The following is a 21,889-nucleotide window of genomic DNA, read 5'->3' as shown; positions in this document are numbered from 1 at the left end:
TGGTCAGGATAAAGAGGGATGCCTGACAATCCTGTGTCGGTCATTCGAAAAAGGTCCGGGGATTCCCGCCAGCGGCGCCGTTCTCAGGGCGCCGCTTTCAAGGCGCTTTTAGGGCGCCGGCGCGGGCGGCGGCCAGCGTGACGAGCGCCGCCCGGTCGGCGGTCGTCCCGTCGACCGGATCGCCGGTCATGAGCAGGCGCAGGTAGATCGGCGCGGCCAGCGTCTTCAACAACTCGGCGGCGTCGGTGCCCGCAGGGAGTTCGCCGCGTTCGACCGCGCGCGTCACGACGGGCGCGGCCCGGACGAGCCGGTCGTCGAAGACGTGCCGCCGGGCCGCGGCGATCTCGGGGAGATGGGCGGCTCCGGTGAACATGGCGGCGAGCAGGGCCTGCCCGGTGGGGCTGGTGTAGGCGCGCACGAGGGAGTGCGCCAGCGCCCGCAGATCGCCCTCGATCGCTCCGGTGTCGGGAACGGGGACGTCCAGCGCCATGTGCTCGGCCAGGGCGTCGGTGAGCAGGCTCTCGCGGTCCTTCCACCGCCGGTAGACCGTCGTCTTGTGGACGCCGGCGCGCTGGGCGACGTTCTCGATGGTCAGCGCCGCGTAGCCCACGTCCACGAGTTCGGCCAGCGCGGCGGCGTGGACGGCGGCGCGCACTTTGGCGCCGCGGCCGACCGGTCGTCCGGCCGGGGCCTGATCAGATCTCATTGCAACTCCGAGTTGCGATATTTTCGGTACGGATGGCAGGATCAAACATATCGCAACTTCCTGTTGCGATACATTCTCCGCTGCACCCCCGAGGTGGCACATCATGCGACAATCTCCCGCCTGGAACCTGCACGCCATCCCCGGCCAGAGCGGCCGCGTGGCGGTGGTGACCGGCGCCAACAGCGGCATCGGCTACGTCACCGCCCGTGAGCTGGCCCGCTGCGGCGCACACGTCGTACTGGCCTGCCGCGACCCCGGACGCGGCCGGGCCGCCCTGGCCCGCATGCGGCAGGAGGCGCCCGGCGCGCGGCTCGAACTACGCCTGGTGGACCTGGGTGATCTGGCCTCCATCAGGAGGTTCGCCGCCGGCTGGGACCATGGCCGGCTCGACCTGCTGGTCAACAACGCCGGGGTGGCGATGGTGCCCTACGCGCGTACCGCCGACGGCTTCGAGTCGCAGTTCGGCATCAACCACCTGGGCACCTTCGCCCTGACCGGCCTGCTGCTGCCGCACCTGCTCGCCGCGCCCGACCCGCGGGTGGTCACCGTCAGCAGCGAGGGGCAGCGTTTCGCCCACTTCGACCTGCGCAACCTCAACGCCGAACGCCACTACCGCACGGCGTTCGCGTACGTGCAGGCCAAGCGGGCCAACCTCTACTTCGCCGTCGAGTTGCAGCGCCGGGCCGACGCCGCCGGGCTGAGGCTGCGCAGCATGGCCGTCGCGCCCGGGCTCACCCGCACCAACGTGCTCACCGGCGGCGCCAACAGCGGCAGGGGACGGCTGTACGCGGCCGCCACCCGCCTGCTGGTGCGCGTGGCCTTCCGCCCGACCCCGGAGGGGGCCAAGACCTCCCTGTACGCGGCGACGCTGCCGGACCTGCCGGGCGGCAGCTACATCGTCCCCGACGGCCCGCTGCAACTGCGCGGCGAACCGGTTCGCCGTACCCGCGAGCGGGCCATCCGCGACGCCGCCACGGCCACGTCCCTGTGGCGACTGTCCGAACGCCTGACCGGCGTCACCTACGCCCTGACGCGTTCCGCGTCGCTCGGTCGGGAGGCATGAGCCTGATCACCGCAGTGCCGCGGCCCCGAATGAGACGCTGAACCGCTTGCACCAGATCGTCACGCTCCGCAGGGCGCTCAGGTCGGCTTCGGCGGGGATGGCGTAGTTGGCGCTGCCCTGGTTGCCCTTGAGACGGCCCAGCTCAAGGTGACGTCCGTCGTCGAAGGCGAACCAGTTCCGGGTGACGGTGACGCGCGCAACAGGGGCGACGGCTCGTCAACGGAGCGCGCAGGGTTGCGCCGGAACTCATGGCAGCACTCCGTCGCGGACGTCGACATGGAGTGGGCGCTCGACGAGATCGGGCGTCCGGGACAGTGTGCGCGGCCGGTTGCGTTCCGGATGTGTGGGATCATGGGGCGGCGGGTCGTCGGCATATGCCGCGAACTTGTAGGACTCTGCTGGATAACTCGTTTCAGGGCTGGTATGCGTCCTTCGACGCCTGGGCCGCCTTCCTGCGCTCGCGGGCCGAGGTCACGTCGTGGGTGGTGGATGAGGCCCTCCTCTGTGCGCCTGCAAAACCACCCAAGACGGTCCAAGAAGCGTGAAGCGGCCCAACCCCTGTCGATTGCGCTGATGGCCGTCACGCCGGTCCCTTGCGTACCTATCCGTTTCAGTGATCTGCAAGCGGCACAGTGCAGACTCTCCTCACCAAAACACGCTGCCGTCCGCTCGGACGGCACGAAAGGGAAGACATCATGCAGCTAGGCAAGAAGGTCACTGCCATCGCCGCTTGCGCCTTTCTGGCGAGCGGCGTGCTGGCCGCGGCGGTCCCCGCCGCGGCCAGTGCGACCACCACGGTCACTGCTGGAGAGAGCTCGGCACGCGCCTACTACGGTGCCATCGCAGTGGCGCGTAACGGTCGTACCGGCAGGTCCTGGGACTACAGTACGTTGTCCGCCGCCAAGCGACGGGCACTGAAGGAATGCGGCCGATCGAGCTGCAAGGTCCTGACCACCTTCGTCAACGGGTGCGGCGCCGTCGCCTACAACTCCAGGAGGAACATCTACTGGGGCGGCAGGGGCAGCACCCCCGCCAAGGCCAAGAGGAACGCCGTGGCCAACGCGGGCGGCGGTCGCTGGATCGTCTACCAGTGCACCAAGCGCTACCGGTAGAACGGAAGCCGTCACCACGATCGCTCCGGCCGTCGAGCGCGACGGCCTCTGAATGACGAACCCCGCCCTGCCCGGTCCTGAGACGGCCGGGCAGGGCGGGGATGGGCGTTTGCCGCGGTCACCTTCCCAACATCGGCGTCTACCTGGCGGTCTTCGCCACCCACGGTGCGCTGATCCCCGTCGAGGGCGGCGCCTTCGGCCTGTGAACGGGCGCCGTCGCACGTGTCCCGGCCCTGAGCACCCCACATAGACCGCACCTATCAAGCGATAGATACAAACGCTTTGACCTGCGGGAACGCCTCGGTGGAGAGTGTGATCATCCCCGATGACGAGGAGCAGAGGTCATGGCCAAGGTGCTGTGTGTGCTGTACGACGACCCGATCGACGGATACCCCGCCTCCTACGCCCGCGACGGCCTGCCCGACCTGACCGGCTACCCGGGCGGCCAGACGCTGCCCAGCCCCAAAGCGCTCGACTTCACCCCCGGGCACCTGCTCGGCAGCGTCTCCGGCGAGCTGGGGCTGCGCCGTTTCCTGGAGGAACGCGGCCACACGCTGGTGGTCACCTCAGACAAGGACGGCGACGGCACCGCCGACGGGTCGGCGTTCGACCGTGAGCTGGCCGACGCCGACGTGGTGATCTCGCAGCCGTTCTGGCCCGCGTACCTGACCGCCGAGCGCATCGCCCGCGCCCCCAAGCTGAAGCTGGCCGTCACCGCCGGCATCGGCTCCGACCACGTCGACCTCGATGCCGCCATCGGCCGTGGCATCACCGTCGCCGAGGTCACCTACTGCAACAGCATCAGCGTCGCCGAGCACGTCGTGATGATGATCCTGTCCCTGGTCCGCGACTACCTGCCCGCCCACCGGACGGTGCTGGACGGCGGCTGGAACATCGCCGACCGCGTGGCCCGCTCCTACGACCTGGAGGGCATGCACGTCGGCACCGTCGCCGCCGGCCGCATCGGCACCGCCGTGCTGCGCCGGCTCAAGCCGTTCGACGTGCACCTGCACTACACCGACCGGCACCGGCTGCCGCGCGAGGTCGAGGAGGAGCTCGGCCTCACCTTCCACCCCGACACCGCCGCCATGGTGCCGCACTGCGACGTGGTGACCGTCAACGCGCCGTTGCACCCCGAGACCGAGGGCCTGTTCGACGATGCCCTGCTGGCCACCATGAAGCGGGGCGCGTACCTGATCAACACCGCCCGCGCCCGCATCGCCGACCGCGACGCGATCGTGCGCGCGCTGGAGAGCGGGCAACTGGCCGGGTACGCCGGCGACGTCTGGTATCCCCAGCCCGCCCCGGCCGACCACCCCTGGCGCACGATGCCGCACCACGGCATGACCCCGCACATCTCCGGCTCCTCCCTGTCCGCCCAGGCCCGCTACGCGGCAGGAACCCGCGAGATCCTGGAGGCGTGGCTGGAGGGGACGCCGATCCGCGAGGAGTACCTCATCGTCGAGGGCGGCGCCCTGGCCGGGGCCGGCGCCCACTCCTACAGCACCAGGAAGAGGTAGCGCGGGCCCGCCATCGAGACCGGCTCGGCAGCGCCGTCCGAGACAGCCGGCGATCCATACCACGACGTTATGGTCAACTTGGGAGGTATCACTTGGGTCATTCGATGCCAGGCTGAGGGCACCCCAGCCGGCCGGGGCTCGTCCACTCCACCCCCTGAGGAGGCACGAGCGTGAACCCCAAGCTCAGGCTGGGCACTGCCGCCATGCTCGCGTTAGCCCTGACCATCACCGCACTCTCGGGCGCCACAAGCGCGAACGCCCGGGCAGCCGACCCGCCCTCACCCTCGGAACGCAGCACCGCGAGGCAGACCGCGCAGAGCGTGATCGCCTCCAGCCGGACGCAGCTCCAGGCCGCCGACCAGGACGTCTTCTCCCTGTCGTCGGCCATCGCCGGCGTCAACGGCATCCAGCACCTCACGTACGCGCGTACCCACGCCGGTCTGCCCGTCTTCGGCGGCGAGGTGGTCGTGACGACCGACAAGTCCGGCAGGGCCACCAGTACGATCGACACCGGCCAGCAGGCGAGGATCGCGCTGGACACCAAGCCGCGGATCACCGCGCAGGCGGCCGCGGACACGGCCCGCGGCGCGGCGCCCAAGGCCGACTCGATCGGCACGCCGGCTCTCGTGGTGCACGCCACCACTCCCACGCCACGCCTGGCGTGGGAGGTCGTCGCCGCCGCCGACGACCAGTCCAGCATCGTGCACGTGTACGTGGACGCGCACGACGGCCAGGTCATCGACCAGTGGGACCAGGTGGTCAACGGCACCGGCAACAGCTACTACAACGGCAACCCGGTCACCATCGACACCTCCCCGTCGTACGTGATGCGCGACCCCACGCGCACCGGCATCCAGTGCGGCGGCCAGAACGGCGCGGCGTACACCAAGTCGACCGACAACTGGGGCAACGGCAGCGGCACGAACCTGGAGACGGCCTGCGTCGACGCGCTCTTCGCGGCCCAGCGCCAGTGGAACATGTTGCGCGACTGGCTCGGCCGCAACGGCGTCAACGGCGCGGGCCGCGGCTACCCCGCGAGGGTCGGGCTGAACCAGGCCAACGCCTTCTGGAACGGTTCGTACGCCTCTTTCGGCCGTAACTCCGCCGGCACCCAGCAGGCCGTTTCGATGGACGTCGTCGGGCACGAGTTCGGCCACGGCATCTTCCAGTTCTCCGGCGGCAGCGGCGGCAGCGGCAACGAGCCCGGCGGCCTGAACGAGTCGACCGGCGACATCTTTGGCGCGCTGACCGAGGCGTATGCCAACCTGCCCGCCAGCCTTGACCCGCCCGACTACCTGGTCGGCGAGGAGGTCAACCTGTCCGGCCGTGGCGCGATCAGGAACATGTACAACCCGTCGGCGCTCGGCCACCCGAACTGCTACAGCTCCTCCATCCCGAGCACCCAGGTGCACGCGGCGGCAGGGCCGCAGAACCACTGGTTCTACCTGCTCGCCGAGGGCACGAACCCGAGCGGCAAGCCGGCCAGCAGCCGGTGCGACGGCGGCGCGGCCATCACCGGCATCGGCGTCCGCAAGGCGGGCCAGATCTTCATGACCGGCCTGAACAGCAAGACGGCGCCATGGACGCACGCCAAGGCGCGCGTGGCCACGCTGCGCGCGGCCAAGACGCTGTTCCCCACCGGCTGCGTGGAGTTCAACGTCGTCAAGGCGGCCTGGAGCGGGGTGAACGTACCCGCGCAGAGCGGCGAGCCGGCCTGCCCCTGAGCACGACGCGGGCCCTGTAGTCACCGAGGCTTGACGCATACCCCCCGGAGGGTATGCGTCAAGCCTTTCTCATGCGCGTCCGTGGCATCTCGGATTTCTCGCGCTCCGGTCGGCCGTTGCCAGGAATACCATAGGGGGGTATGGTGTTGTTCTGAGCGGCTGACCTGGAGAGGGGTGGACATGGCCGGATACAGCGGTAACAAGCAGGACCACGCGGCGCGCCTGCGCCGTATCGAAGGGCAGATCCGCGGCCTGCAGCGGATGGTCGAGGACGACAAGTACTGCATCGACATCCTGACGCAGGTGTCGGCGGCGACCAGCGCGCTGAAGTCGTTCTCCCTGTCGCTGCTCGAACAACATCTGGCCCACTGTGTGGCCGAGGCCACGCAGAAGGGCGGGCCGGAGGCGGAGGCCAAGGTCAAGGAGGCCTCCGACGCCATCGCACGACTTGTTCGTTCCTGATTCACGGATTGAAGGAGAGATCGATATGAGCACCGCCACCTACACCGTCAAGGGCATGACCTGCGGCCACTGCGTCAGTTCGGTGAAGGAAGAGGTCGGCGAGGTGTCCGGGGTCGCCCATGTCGAGGTGGACCTGGCGACCGGCCTGCTGACCGTGGACGGCCCCGCCGACGCGGCGAAGATCATCGCCGCGGTCGAGGAGGCCGGTTACGAAGTGGCGAACCGGTGAACGCCGCGGTCAAGCTCGGCTCGTACGCCCTGGGCCTGGCCGTCGTCTTCGGCGGCGCCCTGGGCGTGGGCAGGGCCGTCGGGCCGGTCGGGACGCCCCCGGCCGAGGCCCACGCCGCCATGGCGGCGCCCACCGCGAGCGCGGGACACGGCGGGCACGCCACCGAACAGGCGGACGACGATACCCCCGGGGGGCTCCAAGTGTCCGAGAGCGGCTACACCTTCAACCCGCTCACCACGACGATCAAGCCCGATGAGCCCGCCGACTTCCGCTTCACCGTGACCGGGCCCAACGGCAGGCCGGTCACCGGCTACCAGGTCGAGCATGACAAGAAGCTGCACCTCATCGTCGCCTCCCGTGACCTGGGGACCTTCCGGCACGTGCATCCCGAGATGGCGCCCGACGGAGTCTGGTCGGTCAAGCTGACGCTGCCGGCGGCCGGGCCGTACCGGGTCTTCGCCGACTTCGCGCCGACCGGCGGCAGCGCCCTCACGCTGGGGACCGACCTCGCGGTAACGGGCGACTACGAGCCCGGGGCCCTGCCCGCGGTCAGCCGTACGGCGAAGGTGGACGGCTACGAGGTCACCCTCGACGGCGAGTTGACTCCCGGGCAGTCGAGCAAGCTCATGCTCAAGGTGAGCAAGGACGGCCGGCCCGTCACGGACCTGCAGCCCTATCTCGGCGCCTACGGTCATTTGGTGGCCCTGCGCGCCCAGGACCTGGCCTATCTGCACGTGCACCCGGATGGTGAGCCCGGCGACGGCAGGACCCTGCCAGGGCCCGGGATCACCTTCTACGCGGAGGTGCCCAGCACCGGCGACTACCGGCTCTTCCTCGACTTCCAGCACGACGGCGAGGTCCGCACCGCGGACTTCACCCTGCGTGCGGGGGAGCGGCCGCAGACCCCGACGGCCACGCCCAGCGGGCACGGCGACGATCACAGCCACTGACCGGGAGAAAGGAGAATGGTGATGTCCCAGGTCACCGATGACCGGCCGAACGCGGTCGAACTCTCGATCGGCGGCATGACCTGCGCCTCTTGTGCGAACCGCATCGAGCGCAAGCTGAACAAGCTGGACGGCGTGACGGCCACGGTCAATTACGCGACGGAGAAGGCCAAGGTCTCCTTCCCCGAAGGCGTGGACCCGCAACAGCTGATCGCCGAGGTGGAGAAGGCCGGGTACACGGCCGAGCTACCCGCAGCTGCGATCCAACCGCAGGAGGAGGAGCGGGATGAGTTGCGGTCGTTGCGGCAGCGGTTGATCGCTTCGGTGGTGTTGTCGGTGCCGGTGATGGCGATGGCGATGATCCCGGCGTTGCAGTTTGCGAATTGGCAGTGGTTGTCGCTCACGCTGGCCGCCCCGGTGGTGGCCTACGCCGGCTGGCCGTTCCACAAGGCCGCCTGGACCAATCTGCGGCACGGCGCGGCGACCATGGACACGCTGATCTCGGTGGGCACGCTGGCCGCGCTGGGCTGGTCGCTGTGGGCGTTGTTCTTCGGTACGGCCGGTACGCCGGGCATGACGCATCCGTTCGCGTTCACCATCGAGCGCAGTGACGGCTCCGGCAACATCTACCTGGAGACGGCGGCCGCGGTGACCGCGTTCATCCTGGCCGGCCGCTATTTCGAGGCGCGTTCCAAGCGGCGGGCCGGGGCGGCGTTGCGGGCGTTGCTGGAGCTGGGCGCCAAGGAGGTGGAGCTGGCCGATGGCCGGCGCGTCCCGGTCGAGCGGCTCAAGAGCGGCGACCGGTTCGTCGTGCGGCCGGGGGAGAAGGTGGCCACCGATGGGGTGGTCGAGGAGGGTTCCTCGGCGGTGGATGCCTCGATGTTGACGGGTGAGTCGGTGCCGGTGGAGGTGCGGCCGGGTGATGCGGTGACCGGGGCGACGGTGAACGCGGGCGGCCGGCTGGTGGTGCGGGCCACCCGGGTCGGCGCGGACACGCAGCTGGCCCAGATGGCCCGGCTGGTGGAGGAGGCGCAGACCGGTAAGGCGCGGGTGCAGCGGCTGGCCGATCGTATCTCCGGGGTTTTCGTGCCGATTGTGATCGCGTTGGCGGTGGGCACGCTGGGCTATTGGCTGGGGACGGGTGAGGGGGCGGGGGCGGCGTTCACGGCGGCGGTGGCGGTGCTGATCATCGCGTGCCCGTGTGCGCTGGGTCTGGCCACGCCGACCGCGTTGCTGGTCGGGACGGGGCGGGGGGCGCAGCTCGGCATTCTGATCAAGGGTCCCGAGGTGCTGGAGTCGACTCGCGGGATCGACACGGTGGTGCTGGATAAGACCGGCACGGTGACCGAGGGCAGGATGACGCTCATGGCGGTGCACCTGGCCGAGGGGGAGCGCCGTGCGGAGGTGTTGCGGCTGGCGGGCGCGCTGGAGCACGCCTCGGAGCATCCGATCGCCCGGGCCATCGCCGAGGCAGCCAGAAGCGAGGCGGTCGGGAGCGAGGCCGTGGTGGAGGACTTCGCGAACGTCGAGGGGCTCGGTGTGCAGGGCGTCGTGGACGGGCACGCGGTGCTGGTCGGTCGTCCGCGGCTGCTGGCGGAGTGGTCGCAGCAGCTGCCCGCCGATCTTGCGCGGGAGCTGGCGGAGGAGCAGGCCAGGGGTCGTACCGCGGTGGCGGTGGGCTGGGACGGGCAGGCTCGCGCGGTGCTGGTGGTGGCCGACGTGGTCAAGCCGACCAGCAGGGAGGCCATCGCCCGGCTTCGCTCCCTCGGTCTCACGCCGGTGCTGCTGACCGGTGACAACGAGGCCGTGGCCGGGACGGTGGCGGCCGAGGTGGGTATCGATGAGGTGATCGCGGAGGTGTTGCCGGCCGGGAAGGTGGAGGTGGTCAAGCGGCTGCAGTCCGAGGGCAAGGTGGTGGCGATGGTGGGCGACGGGGTCAACGACGCCGCCGCGCTGGCCCAGGCTGATCTGGGGCTGGCCATGGGCACCGGCACCGACGCGGCGATCCAGGCCAGCGATCTGACTCTGACCCGGGGTGACCTGCGGGTGGCGGCCGACGCGATCCGGTTGTCCCGCCGCACGCTGAAGACGATCAAGGGGAACCTGTTCTGGGCCTTCGCCTACAACGTGGCCGCGCTGCCGCTGGCCGCGATGGGCCTGCTCAACCCGATGATCGCGGGCGCGGCGATGGCGTTCTCCAGCGTCTTCGTAGTGAGCAACAGCCTGCGACTGCGCCGCTTCAAGTAGAACCGCCCGGATGGCTCCTCCACTCGATGACGATCAGGAGTGGTAGGGGCCCAGGTCTAGTCCCGCAAGCTCGTCCCGCGAGGAGATGCCCAGCTTGGGATAGGCCTTGTACAGGTGGAAGCCCACGGTGCGCGGGCTGAGGAAGAGCTGGGCGCCGATCTGCCGGTTCGTGGCTCCGGTCGCGGCCAGCCGGACCACCTGGAGTTCCTGCGGGGTCAGCGTGCTGAGGGCGGCGCCTGCCGCGGGTGGCCTGGGCTCGGCGGCGTGGACACCGGCCGCGGCGAGTTCGCTGCGGGCACGTCCGGCCCAGGGCTCGGCTCCCAGCTCGACGAAACTCTCCAGCGCGGCGCGTAACTGGATGCCCGCGTCGGCTCGCCGCCGGGCGCGCCGGAGCCATTCGCCGTACAGCAGGCGGGTCCTGGCCTGCTCGAAGGGACGCCCGGCCTGGGGATTCACGGCGAGGGCCGCCTCGTAGTGCGCCTCGGCCTCCTCGCGCGGCGCGAGCAGCGCCCGGCAGCGGTGGGCGACCGCCGCAGCCCAGGGCCGGCCGCCGGCCTCGGCCCAGGCGTCGAACCGGGCGAGCGCGGCGGTCGCCCTGGCGACCTGGTTGAGGCGGGCGCAGGCCTCCACGTGGTCGGCGAGGGCGAAGGTGACGATCACCGTGTGGCCGAGCGGGCCGTCCAGGATCGCCGCCATCCGCTCGGCCGCGGCGTCGTAACGGGCCCGTACGAGGTCGAGCAGCGTCAGCGCGCACCCTCCCCAGCCGGATCCGTTGCGTTCCCTGGAGGAGCCCTCGGCCTGGGCCGCTAGACGCCGGCATTCGTCGTCCTCGCCGCGGATGGCGGCCAGGCGGGCGAGGATGCCGTGCAGGTGGCGCAGCCGTCCCTCCTGCCCGGTGTCGCGTGCGATCTGCCAGGCCTCCGCCCCGGACGCGGCGGCCTCGGCGTGGCGGCCGGACAGGATCTGCGCCTGGGTGAGGAGTTGCAGGGCGTGTGGCAGCGCTCCGACGAGCCCGTGGCGACGGCAGGCGGCCACCCGGGCGGCGGCCAGCTCGCACGCCGCCTCGTCGTCCCCGGTCATGAGAGCTCCGAACACGGCGTACGTGCCGGCGACCCGCTCAATCTCACCCCCGGCCGACGCCGGAAGAGTGCCCCCGCCCGAGTCAGGCACCGAGGGGGTGGCTTGGTCGAGGGGGGTTTGTGTGTGGTGAAGGGTGGCGCGGAGGAGGGGGAGTCCTGTGGCGGGGTCGCCGGCGGCCACGCGTTCCATGCCGCGTACGGCGGAGACGATGCCGGCCAGGCGTGCCTCCGTCTGCGGTGCCAGGGACTCCAGGAGTTCGGCGGTCCGCCCGAGCGCGTCCCGGTCGCCGGCGAACCAGGCCTTGGACGCGGCGGCGGCGAGCAGGGAAGCGGCGTACGCGGGCGCGGTCCGTACGATGTCCGCGGCTGCGGCGATCAGGATGTACGCGGCCGGCGCCGGATCGTCCCGCTCGGCCTCGACCGAGGCGCGCACGCTGGCCAGCCGGGCCAGCAGCAGCGGATCCGCGGTCAGACGGCGGCCCCGCTCGGCGGTGGCTCCGGCGCGGGGGAGTTGCCCGGCGCCGAGCGCCGACTCAGCGGCGGCGGCCAGCCAGCGGGCACGCCGCTCCCTGTCCACGGTGAGTTGCGCGGCCCGCTCGTAAGCGGTGGCGGCCGAGGCGTTGCTGCCGCGCTCACCCGCGCGTTCGCCGGCCGCCGCCAGGACGGCCGAGATCTCCTCATCGGGTTCGAGCGTGGCCGCCGACAGGTGCCAGGCCAGGCGGTCGGCGTGCTCATGGCCGTCGAGCGCGCCGGCCAGCGCCCGGTGGGCCGCCGTGCGCCGGGTGAGCGGCGCCTCGTGGTAGGCCGCGGCCTTGACGAGCGGATGGCGGAAACGTACCCGGTCGCCGGAGACGTCAATGAGAGCGGCCCGCTCGGCGGGCTCCAGGTCCTCGGGCCCCGCGCCGAACGCCTGCGCCGCCCGCAACACCAGGTGCAGGCTGCCAGAGCCGTCGGCGGCGGCGACCAGCAGCAGCGACCGGGTACGTTCGGGCAGCCGCCGGATCGTGGCGCGCAACGACTGTTCGAGCCGCCCGGCCATGGACGGCCCCGGCGGCCGCAGGGGGAGCGGGGCCAGGTGGCCGGCCCGCTGCTCGGGGGTCAGGATCTCGGCGAAGTGCAGCAGCGCCAGCGGGTTGCCCTCGGCCTCCTCGATCACCCGGTCGCGAGCCTCGGGGGTGAGCCCGGCCGCGCGCCCGGCGAGCAACCGCTCGCAGTCGGGCCTGGTCAGGCCGGACAGCCGCATCTCCGGGATGCCGCTGATCACCGGCTCACCGCCGTCGCGGCCGGCGAAGATCATGGTGATCGGTTCGGCGGCCAGGCGGCGGGCGGCGAACGTCAGCGCGTCCAGGGAGGCGCGGTCCAGCCAGTGCACGTCGTCGATCAGGCACAGCAGCGGACGTTCCTCGGCGAGATCGGCGAGCAGGGTCAGCACCGCGAGCCCGACAAGGAAACGATCGGGCGCGCCGTGCTCTCCCGCGTGACCGTGAGCGTCGCCATGCCTTTCGCCGGGTGCGCTGTGCTCTCCCGCGTGATCGCGAGCGTTGCCACGTCCTTCGCCGAACGCGCCGTGCAAGGCCGCTCGTTGCCCCGGAGGCAGGCCGGCGATCAGGTGGCGTGCCGGGCGCAGCAGCAGGTGCAGGGCGGCGTAGGGCAGCTCGGACTCGGCCTCGACACCGGCGGCGCGCAGCACGAGAGAGGATCCCCCGTTCGCCACCTCCGCCAGCAGCGCCGACTTGCCGATCCCGGCTTCGCCGTACACCGCGACGGCGTTGCCCTGCCCGGCCCGTGACTCGGCGATCAACCGGCTGAGCTCGGCGATCTCCGCATTTCGCCCGATCATGATGCGCCGACCCTACCTAACCCGCCGGCCGGGCCCCCACGGGGCTCAGGTCACCGTGACTGATCCGGCCGGGACCGCCGCGCCGTACTGTCGGGAACCGCGGCACAGCACACCCGGGAGGATCATCATGGAGCCGATCATCATCGAACCTGTGGGAACGGTCATCGGCGGGCGGACCGAGGCGTTCGACGACGACTGGAACACCGAGCAGGCGGTGATCCGCCTCGACGCCACCCGATACGAGCCCGGCAGCGTCGCCGGGCTGGACGCGTTCTCTCATGTGGAGGTGGTGTTCCGGTTCCACCTCGTGGATGCGGCCTCGGTGCACACCTCCGCCCGCCGTCCCAGGGGGAACCCGGACTGGCCGGAGGTCGGCATCTTCGCCCAGCGGGGCAAGAACCGCCCCAACCGGCTGGGCGTCTCCCGCTGCCGGCTGCTCGCCGTGGACGGGCTCGATCTGCACGTACGCGGCCTGGACGCCATAGACGGCAGCCCCGTTCTGGACGTCAAGCCGTACATGTCGGAATTCGGCCCGCAGGGCGAGACGGTGCAACCGGCGTGGGCGACCGAGCTCATGCGTGCCTATTACTGAACCGAGCTCATGCATGCCTACAACTGAACCGTGCCTACTACCAAGGAGCACAGGACATGTCCGAAGTGATCGTCGTGGGGGCGGGGCCGACCGGGTTGCTGCTCGCGGGTGACCTGGCCGAGGCCGGGATCGCGGTGACCGTGCTGGAGCGCCGGGACGGCACGATCTCCAACCTCTCCCGGGCGTTCGGCGTGCACGCCCGCACACTGGAGCAACTCGACGCGCGCGGCCTGGCCGACCGGCTCGTGACCATGGGCGCCGCGCTGCGCCGCGTGCGGCTGTTCGAGCGGGTGGAGATCGACCTGGGCGCCCTGCCCAGCCGTTTCCCGTACCTGCTGATCACCCCGCAGTACAACGTGGAGCGCCTGCTGCTGGAACGGGCGCTCAAGGCGGGCGCCGAGATCGTGTACGACGCCGAGGCGCTGGAAGTCGGCCAGGACGCCGGCGGGGTCACGGTCACGACCGCGCACGGCGTGCACCGCGCCGCCTACGCCGTGGGCGCCGACGGCTACCACAGCGCGGTGCGCAACTCGCTCGGCCAGCCCTTTCCCGGCAAGTCGGTGCTGAAGTCCATCATGCTCGCCGACGTGAAGGTCGCCGAGGCGCCCGCCGAACTGCTGACCGTCAACGGGGTCGGCGACGCCTTCGCCTTCATCGCGCCCTTCGGCGACGGCTACTACCGGATCTTCGCCTGGGACCGCCGTCATTCCGTGCCCGACGACGTGCCCCTCGACCTGGAGGAGGTCCGGGGCGTCGCCAGGCGCGCCCTGGGCACCGACTTCGGCATGCACGACGCCCGCTGGTTGTCGCGCTTCCACAGCGACGAGCGGCAGGCGCCGCACTACCGGATCGGCCGGGTCTTCCTGGCCGGGGACGCCGCCCACGTGCACTCGCCCGCCGGTGGCCAGGGCATGAACACCGGGCTCCAGGACGCCGCCAACCTCGGCTGGAAACTCGCCGCCGTACTGCGCGGCGCTCCCGACGCCCTGCTCGACACCTACCACGCCGAGCGGCACCCGGTCGGCCGCTCGGTGTTGCGCAGCAGCGGCGCCATCATCCGGGCCGCCATGATCGAGTCGGCCGCCGGGCAGGTCCTGCGCGGCTTCGCCGCCCGCCGGGCGCTGGCCATCCCCAAGATCCGCGAGAAGGTCGCGGGGCAGCTCAGCGGCATCGGCTACCACTACCCGGCGCCCCACGGCGCGCACGAGCTCACCGGCTCCCGCGCCGCCGACGTCCCGCTCGCCGGCGGTGGCCGCCTGTACGAGGCGCTCCGTGGGCGGCGCTTCGTCCTCATCGGCGACGCCGGCCGGGATGACCGGATCAAGGTGGTGACGCCCGCCGCGCCCGGCGGACCCGCGATGCTCGTCCGCCCCGACGGGTACGTGGGCTGGGCGGGCACCGACACCACCACCCTGCACCGGGCGCTCGACACCCTGCTGGGTCCGGCGGGCTCGCCGACGACCACCCGGCCCTGAGATCCCTTTCGGGCAGGAATCAGCCGTCCGCCAGGTCGGTCAACGGTACGTCCACGTCGGCGAGCCTGGCGGGATCGATCCGGCGGCCGGAGGTCACCAGGGCGTCGATGGTGTCGGTGACGTCCCAGACGTTGACGTTCATGCCCGCCAGCACCCGGCCGCCGGCGAGCCAGAAGGCGATGAACTCGCGGGTGTCGGTACGCCCCCGGAAGACGACCTGGTCGTAGCCGCCGGGTTCGACGTGGCCGGTGTACTCCATGCCCAGGTCGTACTGATCGGTAAAGAAGTACGGCATGCGGTCGTAGGCGGCGTCCTGGCCCAGCATCGCCTTGGCCGCGGTGGCCGGCTGGTGCAGGGCGTTGGCCCAGTGCTCGACGCGAAGGTGCGTGCCGAGCCGCGGATGGAAGGCGTTGGCCACGTCACCGGCGGCGTAGATGTCGGCGTCGGAGGAGCGCAGCCCCGCGTCCACGCGGACGCCGTTGTCGACGTCGAGGCCGGCGGCCTCGGCGAGCCCGGTGTTGGGGGTGATGCCGACGCCGACGATGACCGCGTCGGCCTCGATGAGGCTGCCGTCGGCCAGCAGCACGCCGCTCACGCGGCCATCGGCGCCGGTGATCTCGGCGACCTGGACGCCGCATCGCACATCGACGCCGTTCTCGGTGTGCAGGTCGGCGAAGATCTGGGCGACCTCCCCGCCCAGCACCTGCAACAGCGGCAGTTGCGCCGACTCCAGCACCGTCACCTCGGCGCCGGCCGAGCGGGCGGCTGCCGCGGTCTCCAGGCCGATCCAACCGGCCCCGATCACCGCGACGCGGGAGGCGGACTTCATGGCGTCCTTGATGCCGTCGCTGTCGGCGATCCTGCGCAGGTAGTGGACCCCGTCGAGGCCGGCCCCCGGCACCGGGAGCGGGCGCGGCGAGGAGCCGGTGGCCAGCAGCAGTTTCGCGTAACCCTGCCGGCCGCCGTCGCCGAGCAGCACCTCGTGGCCCGCCGGGTCGAGGCCGGTGACCGCGACGCCGAGGCGCAGATCGACGTCGTGCTCGGCGTACCACTGGGACGGGTGCACATAGACCTTGTCCCGTTCGTCCTGGCCCAGCAGGTAGCCCTTGGACAGCGGCGGCCGCTCGTACGGGCGCTCGGACTCTTCCCCCAGGAGCACGACGGGCCCGTCGAAGCCCTCCTCCCGCAGGGCCTCGGCGGCCTTCGCGCCGGCCAGGCCGGCGCCGACGATCACGAATGGCGTGCTCGCTGCCATGCTCTCTCTCCTCTGTCGCGTTCGACTGCTCTTGTGTTGTGGCGGGGTTTTACGGCGTCTCGTCAGGATCGTCCCCGCGGCAGATCCCGTCCTCATCGGCCTGTACGGCGGCAGCGCGTCCGCCGGGCACCGCCCGCAACTCCACGCAGCAGTGCCCAGGGCGCGGCGCCAGAAACGCGCCGACCCCGGCCGTCCGCAGGCCCGCGAGGAACCCGTCGAGGAAGGCGTGGTTGATCCCGCACACCAGCTCGGGCGACCGGGCGGCCAGCGGATGGAAGGGGCAGTTGAGCAGCCGCAGCTCGTCGGGGGCCCGGCGGTGCGGCTCGAAGCCGTGCTGCTCCAGCATGGCCTCGCTGAGCGTCAGGGAGCGCTCTGGCCCCAGGCGGCCGGGACGGGTGCGGGCCCGGACCTCCGCGCCCAGCGCCTCACCCCGCCGGTGGGCCGCGCGCCGCGCCGCCGCCCGTGGATCCTCACCCTGCTCCGCGGTGTGCACGGCGTCGATGAGGATCTCGGCGAGCACGTCGTGGTGGCGCTCGGGGATGCTGATCCGGATGTCCCGGCCGGCCGGCTCGTAGACCTTCGGCTTGCGGCCGACCCTGCGCACGCCCGGCGGGTTGTCGTAGCGGGCCCGCAGCAAGCCGGCCGCGACGAGTTTGTCCAGGTGGAAGGCGGCCAGCTTGGCCGAGATCCCGGCGTCGCCGGCCACCGCCTCGCGGGTCACCGGGTGCCGGGCCCGCCGTACGAAGCCGTACATCCTGCGGCGTACATCGTCCCCGAGAACCGAGATCGCTTCGACCCCCGCGGCGGCTGAGGGCTGATCCAGATCAGAGGCCATGCCCCTCAGAATATCGCCAAAGATGGCTGGTGTAATGTCGAGCCGATGGATTTTTCCCAGGAAATACTCTAATTGCGACAACATTGGTTGGCGAAATGACCCAGAACCCCAGCGCGCCCCTGCACATGGCCCCTGACGATCCCGAGGCGCCGAGGCCGGCCCACGCCCCGCTCCACGTGGTCCATGACCCGGAGGAGACGGACCTGGCCGCCGCGGAAGTCGCCGCCCGGAACTTCCTGCACGCCCTCGGCATCGGCACCGACTCCGAGAGCATGCGCGGCACCCCTGGCCGGATGGCCCGCGCCTACGCCGAACTGTTCACGCCCCGCCCGTTCGAACTGACCACCTTCCCGAACGACGAGGGGTACGACGAACTGGTCCTGGCCCGCGACATCCCCCTGCGCTCGGTCTGCGAGCACCACCTCCTGCCGTTCGTCGGTAAGGCCCACATCGGCTACCTCCCGGGAAGCCGCATCCTGGGGTTGTCGAAGCTCGCCCGTACCCTCGAACACTTCGCCTGCCGTCCCCAGGTGCAGGAGCGCCTCACCAAGCAGGTCGCCGACTGGCTGCAGACCCAGCTCGACCCTCAGGGCGTCGGCGTCGTGATCGAGGCCGAACACACCTGCATGACGTTGCGCGGCGCGCAGGCCATCGGCACCACCACCACGACCTCGACCCTCCTCGGCCTGCTGCGGACCGACGCCCGGTCCCGCGGCGAATTCCTCACCCTGGCGGGAGCGTCCCGCTGACCGCTCCCACGGAGGGCTGCTAATACGGATTACTACTGGGGGAACTCTTGACGGCCCGTTCTGTCCGGTTTCACAATGACCGAACTAATGCGCATTACCAGACTGGCGGGCGCGGGCGCGCGCCTCCGGAACACACCCCCTCGGAAGGCTTGACCATGCTCTCCCGCCGCATCCTGCTCCGAGCCGCAGCCCTGCTCCCGGCGTCCGCCACAGTGCTCGCCTCCGGCACCGCGTTCGCCGACGTCCCGGACCTGACGCCGCTGCCGCCACTGGACCGCGCCTCGTTCGCCCCCCACGAGCAGCGCTTCGCGCCGTACCTGGCCACCCTCGCGCCCATGGTCAACGACATGGACGACAGCGGCTTCTTCGCCGGTGGCTGGTGGCGCAATCCGGCGGTGGCGTTCAATGCCCGCGTGCAGGAGCACGTCTTCACGCTGGCCTGGTTCTACGCCAACGCCCGCCCGTGGAACCCGTACGCCGGGGACCGGAACCTGCTGGCCGCGCTCGACGCGGCGCTCGGCCACTACCTCTCGCTCCAGCACTCCGACGGTTCCTTCCCCGAGTACCGCCGCGACGAGCACGGCCTGGCGCCCACCGGGTTCGGGCTCGGCTACCTGGCCAAGACCCTGCGGCTGCTGCGCACGGCCAGGGTGCTGCCGGAGAGGCAGGCCCAGGTGGCCGGCGCGCTGCGTACGGCCATGACGTGGTTCCTCGACCCCGGCAACACCACCGTCTGGCAGGAACCGCTCGACTACGCCAACCAGACCGCCTCCGGCCTGGCCGGGAGCGCGTTCATGCTCAGGCACGAGCACGACCCCGCCCTCGCCAAGGGGCTGCGTGAGGCGTTCGCCCGGATCGCAGCGACCGGCGTGAGCGCGGCCGGTTTCTTCCACGAGGAAGGCGGCCACGACATGAACTACAACTTCGAGGTCATGCTCCCCGAACTGGCCGACGCCTACCACCACCGCCCGGACCCGCACCTGGTGGACATGGCCCGTGCCTTCACCGGCTTCCTGTCCTACAACCTGCTGCGCGAGCCCGACGGCTCCGGGTACCTGGTCAACGTCGCCCCCTCCACCCGGACCAGCGCCCGCTGGTACGACGAGGTCAGGCCCGACCCCGACAGGACCGCGCTGAACTGGACGTTCACCCGCCAGGTCCCGCTGCTGTCGGCGTTCATGACCGCCCGCGAGGACCTGGCCGAGGCCCGCGCCGCCTGGGCCGCGTCCACCGACGAGGTGCCGCCGCTCGCCAAGCAGGACACCTCGCCGCGCATCCTCACCCACGGCCTCAACGGCGAGCGGTTCCCCAGCAGGCGGCAGCGCGCCGCCGCCATCGCCGACCTGCCCTACCTGCGCTCGCGCGACTTCGTCGAACTGCGCCGTGACCGCGGCCAGGACTTCCTGTACGTCCGCAAGCCCGGCCTCTACCTGGGCGGCCACTTCGGCGAACGGGTCTCCCGCGCCCGCACCGGCCTGACCTTCCTGTGGCACCCCGAGGCCGGCACGGTCATCTGCGGCCTCAACAACAACAACCACGCCTGCTGGTCCACCGTCTTCCCCGGCCAGCGGCCCGACTCCGACGGCTCCCTGCCCGCCACCTACTTCCGCGGCGCCCCCGGCGGCAGGGAGTGGACCGGCGGCCCGGCCCCCGCCGCCTTCGGCATCCGCTACGGCAACGCGGACGTCACCACGGACGTCCTGGTCACCCCCGGTACGATCCGGCGCACCGTCAGGGCGAACGCCCCCGCCACCGAGCAGATCCCGCTCATCGTCCAGCCCGGGGACGTCCTGACCTTCACCGACGGCACGCGGGCCACGTTCGGCGGCTCCACCACCGCCACCGCCGACGGCTTCGACCTGCGGCGGGGCCGTACCACTATCCGTTTCCGCTGGGGCGCCCCACTGGAGGCGACCGTCGCGGCGGGCAGCGTGCGCTACTTCCGCGACGGCGCCCGCCGCTTCCACGCGCTGCGCATCCCGCACCAGGGCACGTTCGACCTCAAGATCATCGCGGAGTGAGTTCGATCTTCATGTCGCCGCGGGTCACCGCGCGCATCGCGTCGCCGGCGAGCATGCCGTGCGGGTAGCCGGGCTCGATCGTGCTGACCGCGTCGAGGCGGGCCACCTGGGAGTCGGTGAAGCCGATCTCGAGGGCGCCCAGGTTGTCCTCCAGTTGCGCGGGGGTGCGGGCGCCGATGATCGACGCCGTCACCCCCGGGTTCCGCAACGTCCAGGCCAGCCCGACCTGGGCGGGCGTGCGGCCCAGCTCCGCGGCGACCTCCTTCACGACCTCCACGATGGCGAAGTTGCGCTCGGTGAGCGTGCCGCCGGCGATGGTGACGCTCCTGCGGGTGCCGTCGCCGGGCGCGCCGCCCGCCGCGGTCAGGTCGTCGCGGCCGTACTTGCCGGTGAGCACCCCGCCGGCCAGCGGGGAGAACGGCACCACGCCCAGGCCCATCTCGCGCGCCATGGGGATCAGGTCCCGTTCACCGCCGCGTTCGAGGAGGTTGTACTCGATCTGCAGCGCGATCAGCGGCGACCAGCCGCGCAGGTCGGCGATCGCCTGCATGCGCGCCACCTGCCAGGCCGGCACGTTGCAGATCGCCACGTACAGGACCTTGCCCTGCCGGACCAGGTCGTCCATGCCGCGCAGGATCTCCTCGACCGGCGTCGTGGTGTCCCACACGTGCAGGTAGAGCAGGTCGAGGTAGTCGGTGTTCAGCCGCCGCAGGCTGGCCTCCACCGAGGCGAACATGCTCTTGCGGTGCGGCCCGCCGGAGTTCGGGTCGCCGGGCCGGCGCAGCGTCGTGTACTTCGTCGCCAGCACCAGGCTCTCGCGGTTGCCGCGGGTGAACTTGCCCAGCATGCGCTCGGAGCTGCCGTCGGTGTAGGTGCTGGCGGTGTCGATGAAGTTGCCGCCGCGTTCGACGTACAGGTCGAACAACTTGCGCGCGTCGTCCTGCTCGGCGCCCCAGCCCCACTCGGTGCCGAAGGTCGCCGCGCCCAGTGCCAGCGGCGAGACCCGCAGCCCGGAACGGCCCAGCAGCCGATAGGTGTCGAGAGTGAGGGACATTCGTGTCTCCCTGTGCTCGTGATCCGCTTCCGGACAACGAGTCTGCGACGGCCGCGAGCCGTGGATAAGGGAAGGAAATGCCTGGGAAAGCCAGTCCTACCCTGAAGGTACGATCGAACGCGATGACCCGCGCCGTGGACACCTCACAGGAGCTGGCCGCGTTCCTGCGGAGCCGGCGCGAACGCCTGGACCCGCACGACCTCGGCCTCCCGGCGCGCCGGCGGGCCAGGCGCACCCCGGGGCTGCGCCGCGAAGAGGTCGCCGAACTGGCCGGGGTCAGCATCGACTACATCGTGCGGCTGGAGCAGGGCCGCGGGCTGCGGCCCTCGGCGGACGTGGCGGAGGCGCTGGCCGGCGCGCTGCGCCTGGCCCCCGACGAGCGTGCCTACCTGTTCAACCTGGCCCGGCGGCGCCCGCGCGACACCGGCAAGCCCGCCACCGTCGCGGAGCCGTCGCTGGCCGGGCTGGTCGCCGACCTGTCGCCGCTGCCGGCCCTGCTGATGAACCACCGCTACGACATCCTGGCCTGGAACGGCGAGATGGCGCGGCTGCTGATGGACTTCGACACCCTGCCGCCGTCGCAGCGCAACGCGATGTGGTTGTGCCTGATGTATCCGAAGATGCGGGAGTTCTACGTCGACCGCGAGCGCGTCATCCGGGAGGGCATCGCCCACCTGCGCGCCGCGTGGGCCGCGTACCCGGAGGACCGGGAGCTGGCCGGCCGCATCGCCGAGTTCACCGCGCACGACGAGGAGTTCGCGCGGTTGTGGGCCGAGCGGGACGTCAAGGTCAACGGCCGCGGGCACAAGGTGATCCGGCACCCGGACGCCGGCGAGATCGCGGTGCGGTTCGAGACGCTCATGCCGCTGCAGGACCCGGACCAGCAACTGGTCATCTACCGCGCCGCGGACGACGAGAGCCGGTCGGCCCTGAACCGGTTGCGGGCGTGATCACCGCGCCGTAGTCGCGATGATCACGC

The 21,889-nt window shown here is 71.4% G+C and carries 18 protein-coding genes and 1 pseudogene; 13 read left to right on the top strand and 6 right to left on the bottom strand.

Annotation, left to right across the window (positions count from 1 at the left end; translation table 11 throughout):
- Window positions 1-97 precede the first annotated feature (97 nt).
- Window positions 98-706: a TetR/AcrR family transcriptional regulator gene (locus AB0I81_RS01540; protein WP_360648046.1), complete on the bottom strand. Its 609-nt coding sequence runs from the start codon at window positions 704-706 to the stop codon at window positions 98-100.
- A gap of 103 nt (window positions 707-809) precedes the next feature.
- Here AB0I81_RS01540 and AB0I81_RS01535 point away from each other — a divergent pair, with 103 nt between their 5' ends.
- A complete protein-coding gene (locus AB0I81_RS01535) occupies window positions 810-1,769 on the top strand; it encodes an oxidoreductase (protein ID WP_360648043.1) in 960 nt (319 codons plus the stop codon).
- A gap of 6 nt (window positions 1,770-1,775) precedes the next feature.
- Here AB0I81_RS01535 and AB0I81_RS01530 read toward each other — a convergent pair.
- Window positions 1,776-1,940: pseudogene (locus tag AB0I81_RS01530) on the bottom strand (DM13 domain-containing protein); the annotation flags it as partial.
- Window positions 1,941-2,464: 524 nt separating this feature from the next.
- On the opposite strand from AB0I81_RS01530, the gene AB0I81_RS01525 reads away from it, so the two are divergent.
- The 7 genes from AB0I81_RS01525 to AB0I81_RS01495 all read left to right on the top strand — a co-directional run bounded on the left by AB0I81_RS01525 (window position 2,465) and on the right by AB0I81_RS01495 (window position 10,010).
- On the top strand, window positions 2,465-2,881 hold the full coding sequence (locus AB0I81_RS01525; RefSeq protein WP_360648040.1) for a DUF4189 domain-containing protein: 417 nt from the start codon (window positions 2,465-2,467) through the stop codon (window positions 2,879-2,881).
- Window positions 2,882-3,225: 344 nt separating this feature from the next.
- A complete protein-coding gene (locus tag AB0I81_RS01520) occupies window positions 3,226-4,401 on the top strand; it encodes an NAD-dependent formate dehydrogenase (RefSeq protein WP_360648037.1) in 1,176 nt (391 codons plus the stop codon).
- A 170-nt stretch (window positions 4,402-4,571) separates the two neighbouring features.
- On the top strand, window positions 4,572-6,125 hold the full coding sequence (locus AB0I81_RS01515; protein ID WP_360648034.1) for a M4 family metallopeptidase: 1,554 nt from the start codon (window positions 4,572-4,574) through the stop codon (window positions 6,123-6,125).
- 180 nt (window positions 6,126-6,305) lie between these two features.
- Window positions 6,306-6,587, top strand: coding sequence for a metal-sensitive transcriptional regulator (locus AB0I81_RS01510; RefSeq protein WP_360648031.1), 282 nt, complete (start codon window positions 6,306-6,308; stop codon window positions 6,585-6,587).
- A gap of 25 nt (window positions 6,588-6,612) precedes the next feature.
- Window positions 6,613-6,816, top strand: coding sequence for a cation transporter (locus AB0I81_RS01505; protein WP_360648028.1), 204 nt, complete (start codon window positions 6,613-6,615; stop codon window positions 6,814-6,816).
- On the top strand, window positions 6,813-7,766 hold the full coding sequence (locus tag AB0I81_RS01500; protein ID WP_360648025.1) for a hypothetical protein: 954 nt from the start codon (window positions 6,813-6,815) through the stop codon (window positions 7,764-7,766). Before AB0I81_RS01505 ends, AB0I81_RS01500 begins: the two co-directional genes overlap by 4 nt.
- A 21-nt stretch (window positions 7,767-7,787) precedes the next feature.
- A complete protein-coding gene (locus tag AB0I81_RS01495; protein ID WP_360648022.1) occupies window positions 7,788-10,010 on the top strand; it encodes a heavy metal translocating P-type ATPase in 2,223 nt (740 codons plus the stop codon).
- Window positions 10,011-10,043: 33 nt separating this feature from the next.
- Here AB0I81_RS01495 and AB0I81_RS01490 read toward each other — a convergent pair whose 3' ends face one another.
- Window positions 10,044-12,929 carry an AAA family ATPase gene (locus tag AB0I81_RS01490; RefSeq protein WP_360648019.1) on the bottom strand — a complete coding sequence of 962 codons (2,886 nt, stop codon included), beginning with the start codon at window positions 12,927-12,929 and terminating at the stop codon, window positions 10,044-10,046.
- Between the two features lie 127 nt (window positions 12,930-13,056).
- Here AB0I81_RS01490 and AB0I81_RS01485 point away from each other — a divergent pair, with 127 nt between their 5' ends.
- On the top strand, window positions 13,057-13,521 hold the full coding sequence (locus tag AB0I81_RS01485; protein ID WP_360648016.1) for an SAM-dependent methyltransferase: 465 nt from the start codon (window positions 13,057-13,059) through the stop codon (window positions 13,519-13,521).
- A 56-nt stretch (window positions 13,522-13,577) separates the two neighbouring features.
- Window positions 13,578-14,996, top strand: a complete 1,419-nt coding sequence (locus tag AB0I81_RS01480; protein ID WP_360648013.1) for an FAD-dependent oxidoreductase — start codon at window positions 13,578-13,580, stop codon at window positions 14,994-14,996.
- A 19-nt stretch (window positions 14,997-15,015) separates the two neighbouring features.
- On the opposite strand, the gene AB0I81_RS01475 is transcribed toward AB0I81_RS01480, so the two are convergent.
- Both AB0I81_RS01475 and AB0I81_RS01470 read right to left on the bottom strand, forming a co-directional pair.
- Complete coding sequence (locus AB0I81_RS01475) at window positions 15,016-16,251, bottom strand: FAD-dependent oxidoreductase (protein WP_360648010.1); 1,236 nt, start codon at window positions 16,249-16,251, stop codon at window positions 15,016-15,018.
- 49 nt (window positions 16,252-16,300) lie between these two features.
- Entirely contained in the window at window positions 16,301-17,086 is a 786-nt protein-coding gene (locus tag AB0I81_RS01470; RefSeq protein WP_360648007.1) for a transcriptional regulator, read from the bottom strand.
- Window positions 17,087-17,211: 125 nt separating this feature from the next.
- Between AB0I81_RS01470 and folE the strand changes: the two genes are divergently transcribed.
- Together folE and AB0I81_RS01460 are read left to right on the top strand one after the other, a co-directional pair.
- Window positions 17,212-17,835: a GTP cyclohydrolase I FolE gene (gene folE / locus AB0I81_RS01465; protein ID WP_360650153.1), complete on the top strand. Its 624-nt coding sequence runs from the start codon at window positions 17,212-17,214 to the stop codon at window positions 17,833-17,835.
- 155 nt (window positions 17,836-17,990) lie between these two features.
- The gene (locus AB0I81_RS01460; RefSeq protein ID WP_360648003.1) at window positions 17,991-19,856 is read left to right on the top strand and encodes a hypothetical protein; all 1,866 of its coding nucleotides are present in this window, start codon (window positions 17,991-17,993) and stop codon (window positions 19,854-19,856) included.
- On the opposite strand, the gene AB0I81_RS01455 is transcribed toward AB0I81_RS01460, so the two are convergent.
- Entirely contained in the window at window positions 19,843-20,910 is a 1,068-nt protein-coding gene (locus AB0I81_RS01455) for an aldo/keto reductase (protein WP_360648000.1), read from the bottom strand. The two genes, AB0I81_RS01460 and AB0I81_RS01455, sit on opposite strands and share 14 nt — an antisense overlap.
- Before the next feature lie 122 nt (window positions 20,911-21,032).
- Here AB0I81_RS01455 and AB0I81_RS01450 point away from each other — a divergent pair, with 122 nt between their 5' ends.
- Complete coding sequence (locus AB0I81_RS01450; protein WP_360647997.1) at window positions 21,033-21,860, top strand: helix-turn-helix transcriptional regulator; 828 nt, start codon at window positions 21,033-21,035, stop codon at window positions 21,858-21,860.
- Window positions 21,861-21,889 lie beyond the last annotated feature (29 nt).

The sequence above is a fragment of the Nonomuraea sp. NPDC050404 genome (genome assembly GCF_040655495.1).
GTDB lineage: Bacteria > Actinomycetota > Actinomycetes > Streptosporangiales > Streptosporangiaceae > Nonomuraea.
This window is presented reverse-complemented; position numbering and strand designations above follow the sequence as displayed.

Excerpts from the sequence above, each read along its gene's own strand:
- AB0I81_RS01470 (WP_360648007.1), bottom strand. The coding sequence starts at position 17,086 with ATGGCCTCTGATCTGGATCAGCCCTCAGCCGCCGCGGGGGTCGAAGCG.
- AB0I81_RS01505 (WP_360648028.1), top strand. The coding sequence starts at position 6,613 with ATGAGCACCGCCACCTACACCGTCAAGGGCATGACCTGCGGCCACTGC.
- AB0I81_RS01455 (WP_360648000.1), bottom strand. The coding sequence starts at position 20,910 with ATGTCCCTCACTCTCGACACCTATCGGCTGCTGGGCCGTTCCGGGCTG.
- AB0I81_RS01510 (WP_360648031.1), top strand. The coding sequence starts at position 6,306 with ATGGCCGGATACAGCGGTAACAAGCAGGACCACGCGGCGCGCCTGCGC.
- AB0I81_RS01495 (WP_360648022.1), top strand. The coding sequence starts at position 7,788 with ATGTCCCAGGTCACCGATGACCGGCCGAACGCGGTCGAACTCTCGATC.
- AB0I81_RS01540 (WP_360648046.1), bottom strand. The coding sequence starts at position 706 with ATGAGATCTGATCAGGCCCCGGCCGGACGACCGGTCGGCCGCGGCGCC.
- AB0I81_RS01490 (WP_360648019.1), bottom strand. The coding sequence starts at position 12,929 with ATGATCGGGCGAAATGCGGAGATCGCCGAGCTCAGCCGGTTGATCGCC.
- AB0I81_RS01525 (WP_360648040.1), top strand. The coding sequence starts at position 2,465 with ATGCAGCTAGGCAAGAAGGTCACTGCCATCGCCGCTTGCGCCTTTCTG.
- AB0I81_RS01480 (WP_360648013.1), top strand. The coding sequence starts at position 13,578 with ATGTCCGAAGTGATCGTCGTGGGGGCGGGGCCGACCGGGTTGCTGCTC.
- folE (WP_360650153.1), top strand. The coding sequence starts at position 17,212 with ATGGCCCCTGACGATCCCGAGGCGCCGAGGCCGGCCCACGCCCCGCTC.
- AB0I81_RS01475 (WP_360648010.1), bottom strand. The coding sequence starts at position 16,251 with ATGGCAGCGAGCACGCCATTCGTGATCGTCGGCGCCGGCCTGGCCGGC.
- AB0I81_RS01520 (WP_360648037.1), top strand. The coding sequence starts at position 3,226 with ATGGCCAAGGTGCTGTGTGTGCTGTACGACGACCCGATCGACGGATAC.
- AB0I81_RS01450 (WP_360647997.1), top strand. The coding sequence starts at position 21,033 with ATGACCCGCGCCGTGGACACCTCACAGGAGCTGGCCGCGTTCCTGCGG.
- AB0I81_RS01535 (WP_360648043.1), top strand. The coding sequence starts at position 810 with ATGCGACAATCTCCCGCCTGGAACCTGCACGCCATCCCCGGCCAGAGC.
- AB0I81_RS01485 (WP_360648016.1), top strand. The coding sequence starts at position 13,057 with ATGGAGCCGATCATCATCGAACCTGTGGGAACGGTCATCGGCGGGCGG.
- AB0I81_RS01460 (WP_360648003.1), top strand. The coding sequence starts at position 17,991 with ATGCTCTCCCGCCGCATCCTGCTCCGAGCCGCAGCCCTGCTCCCGGCG.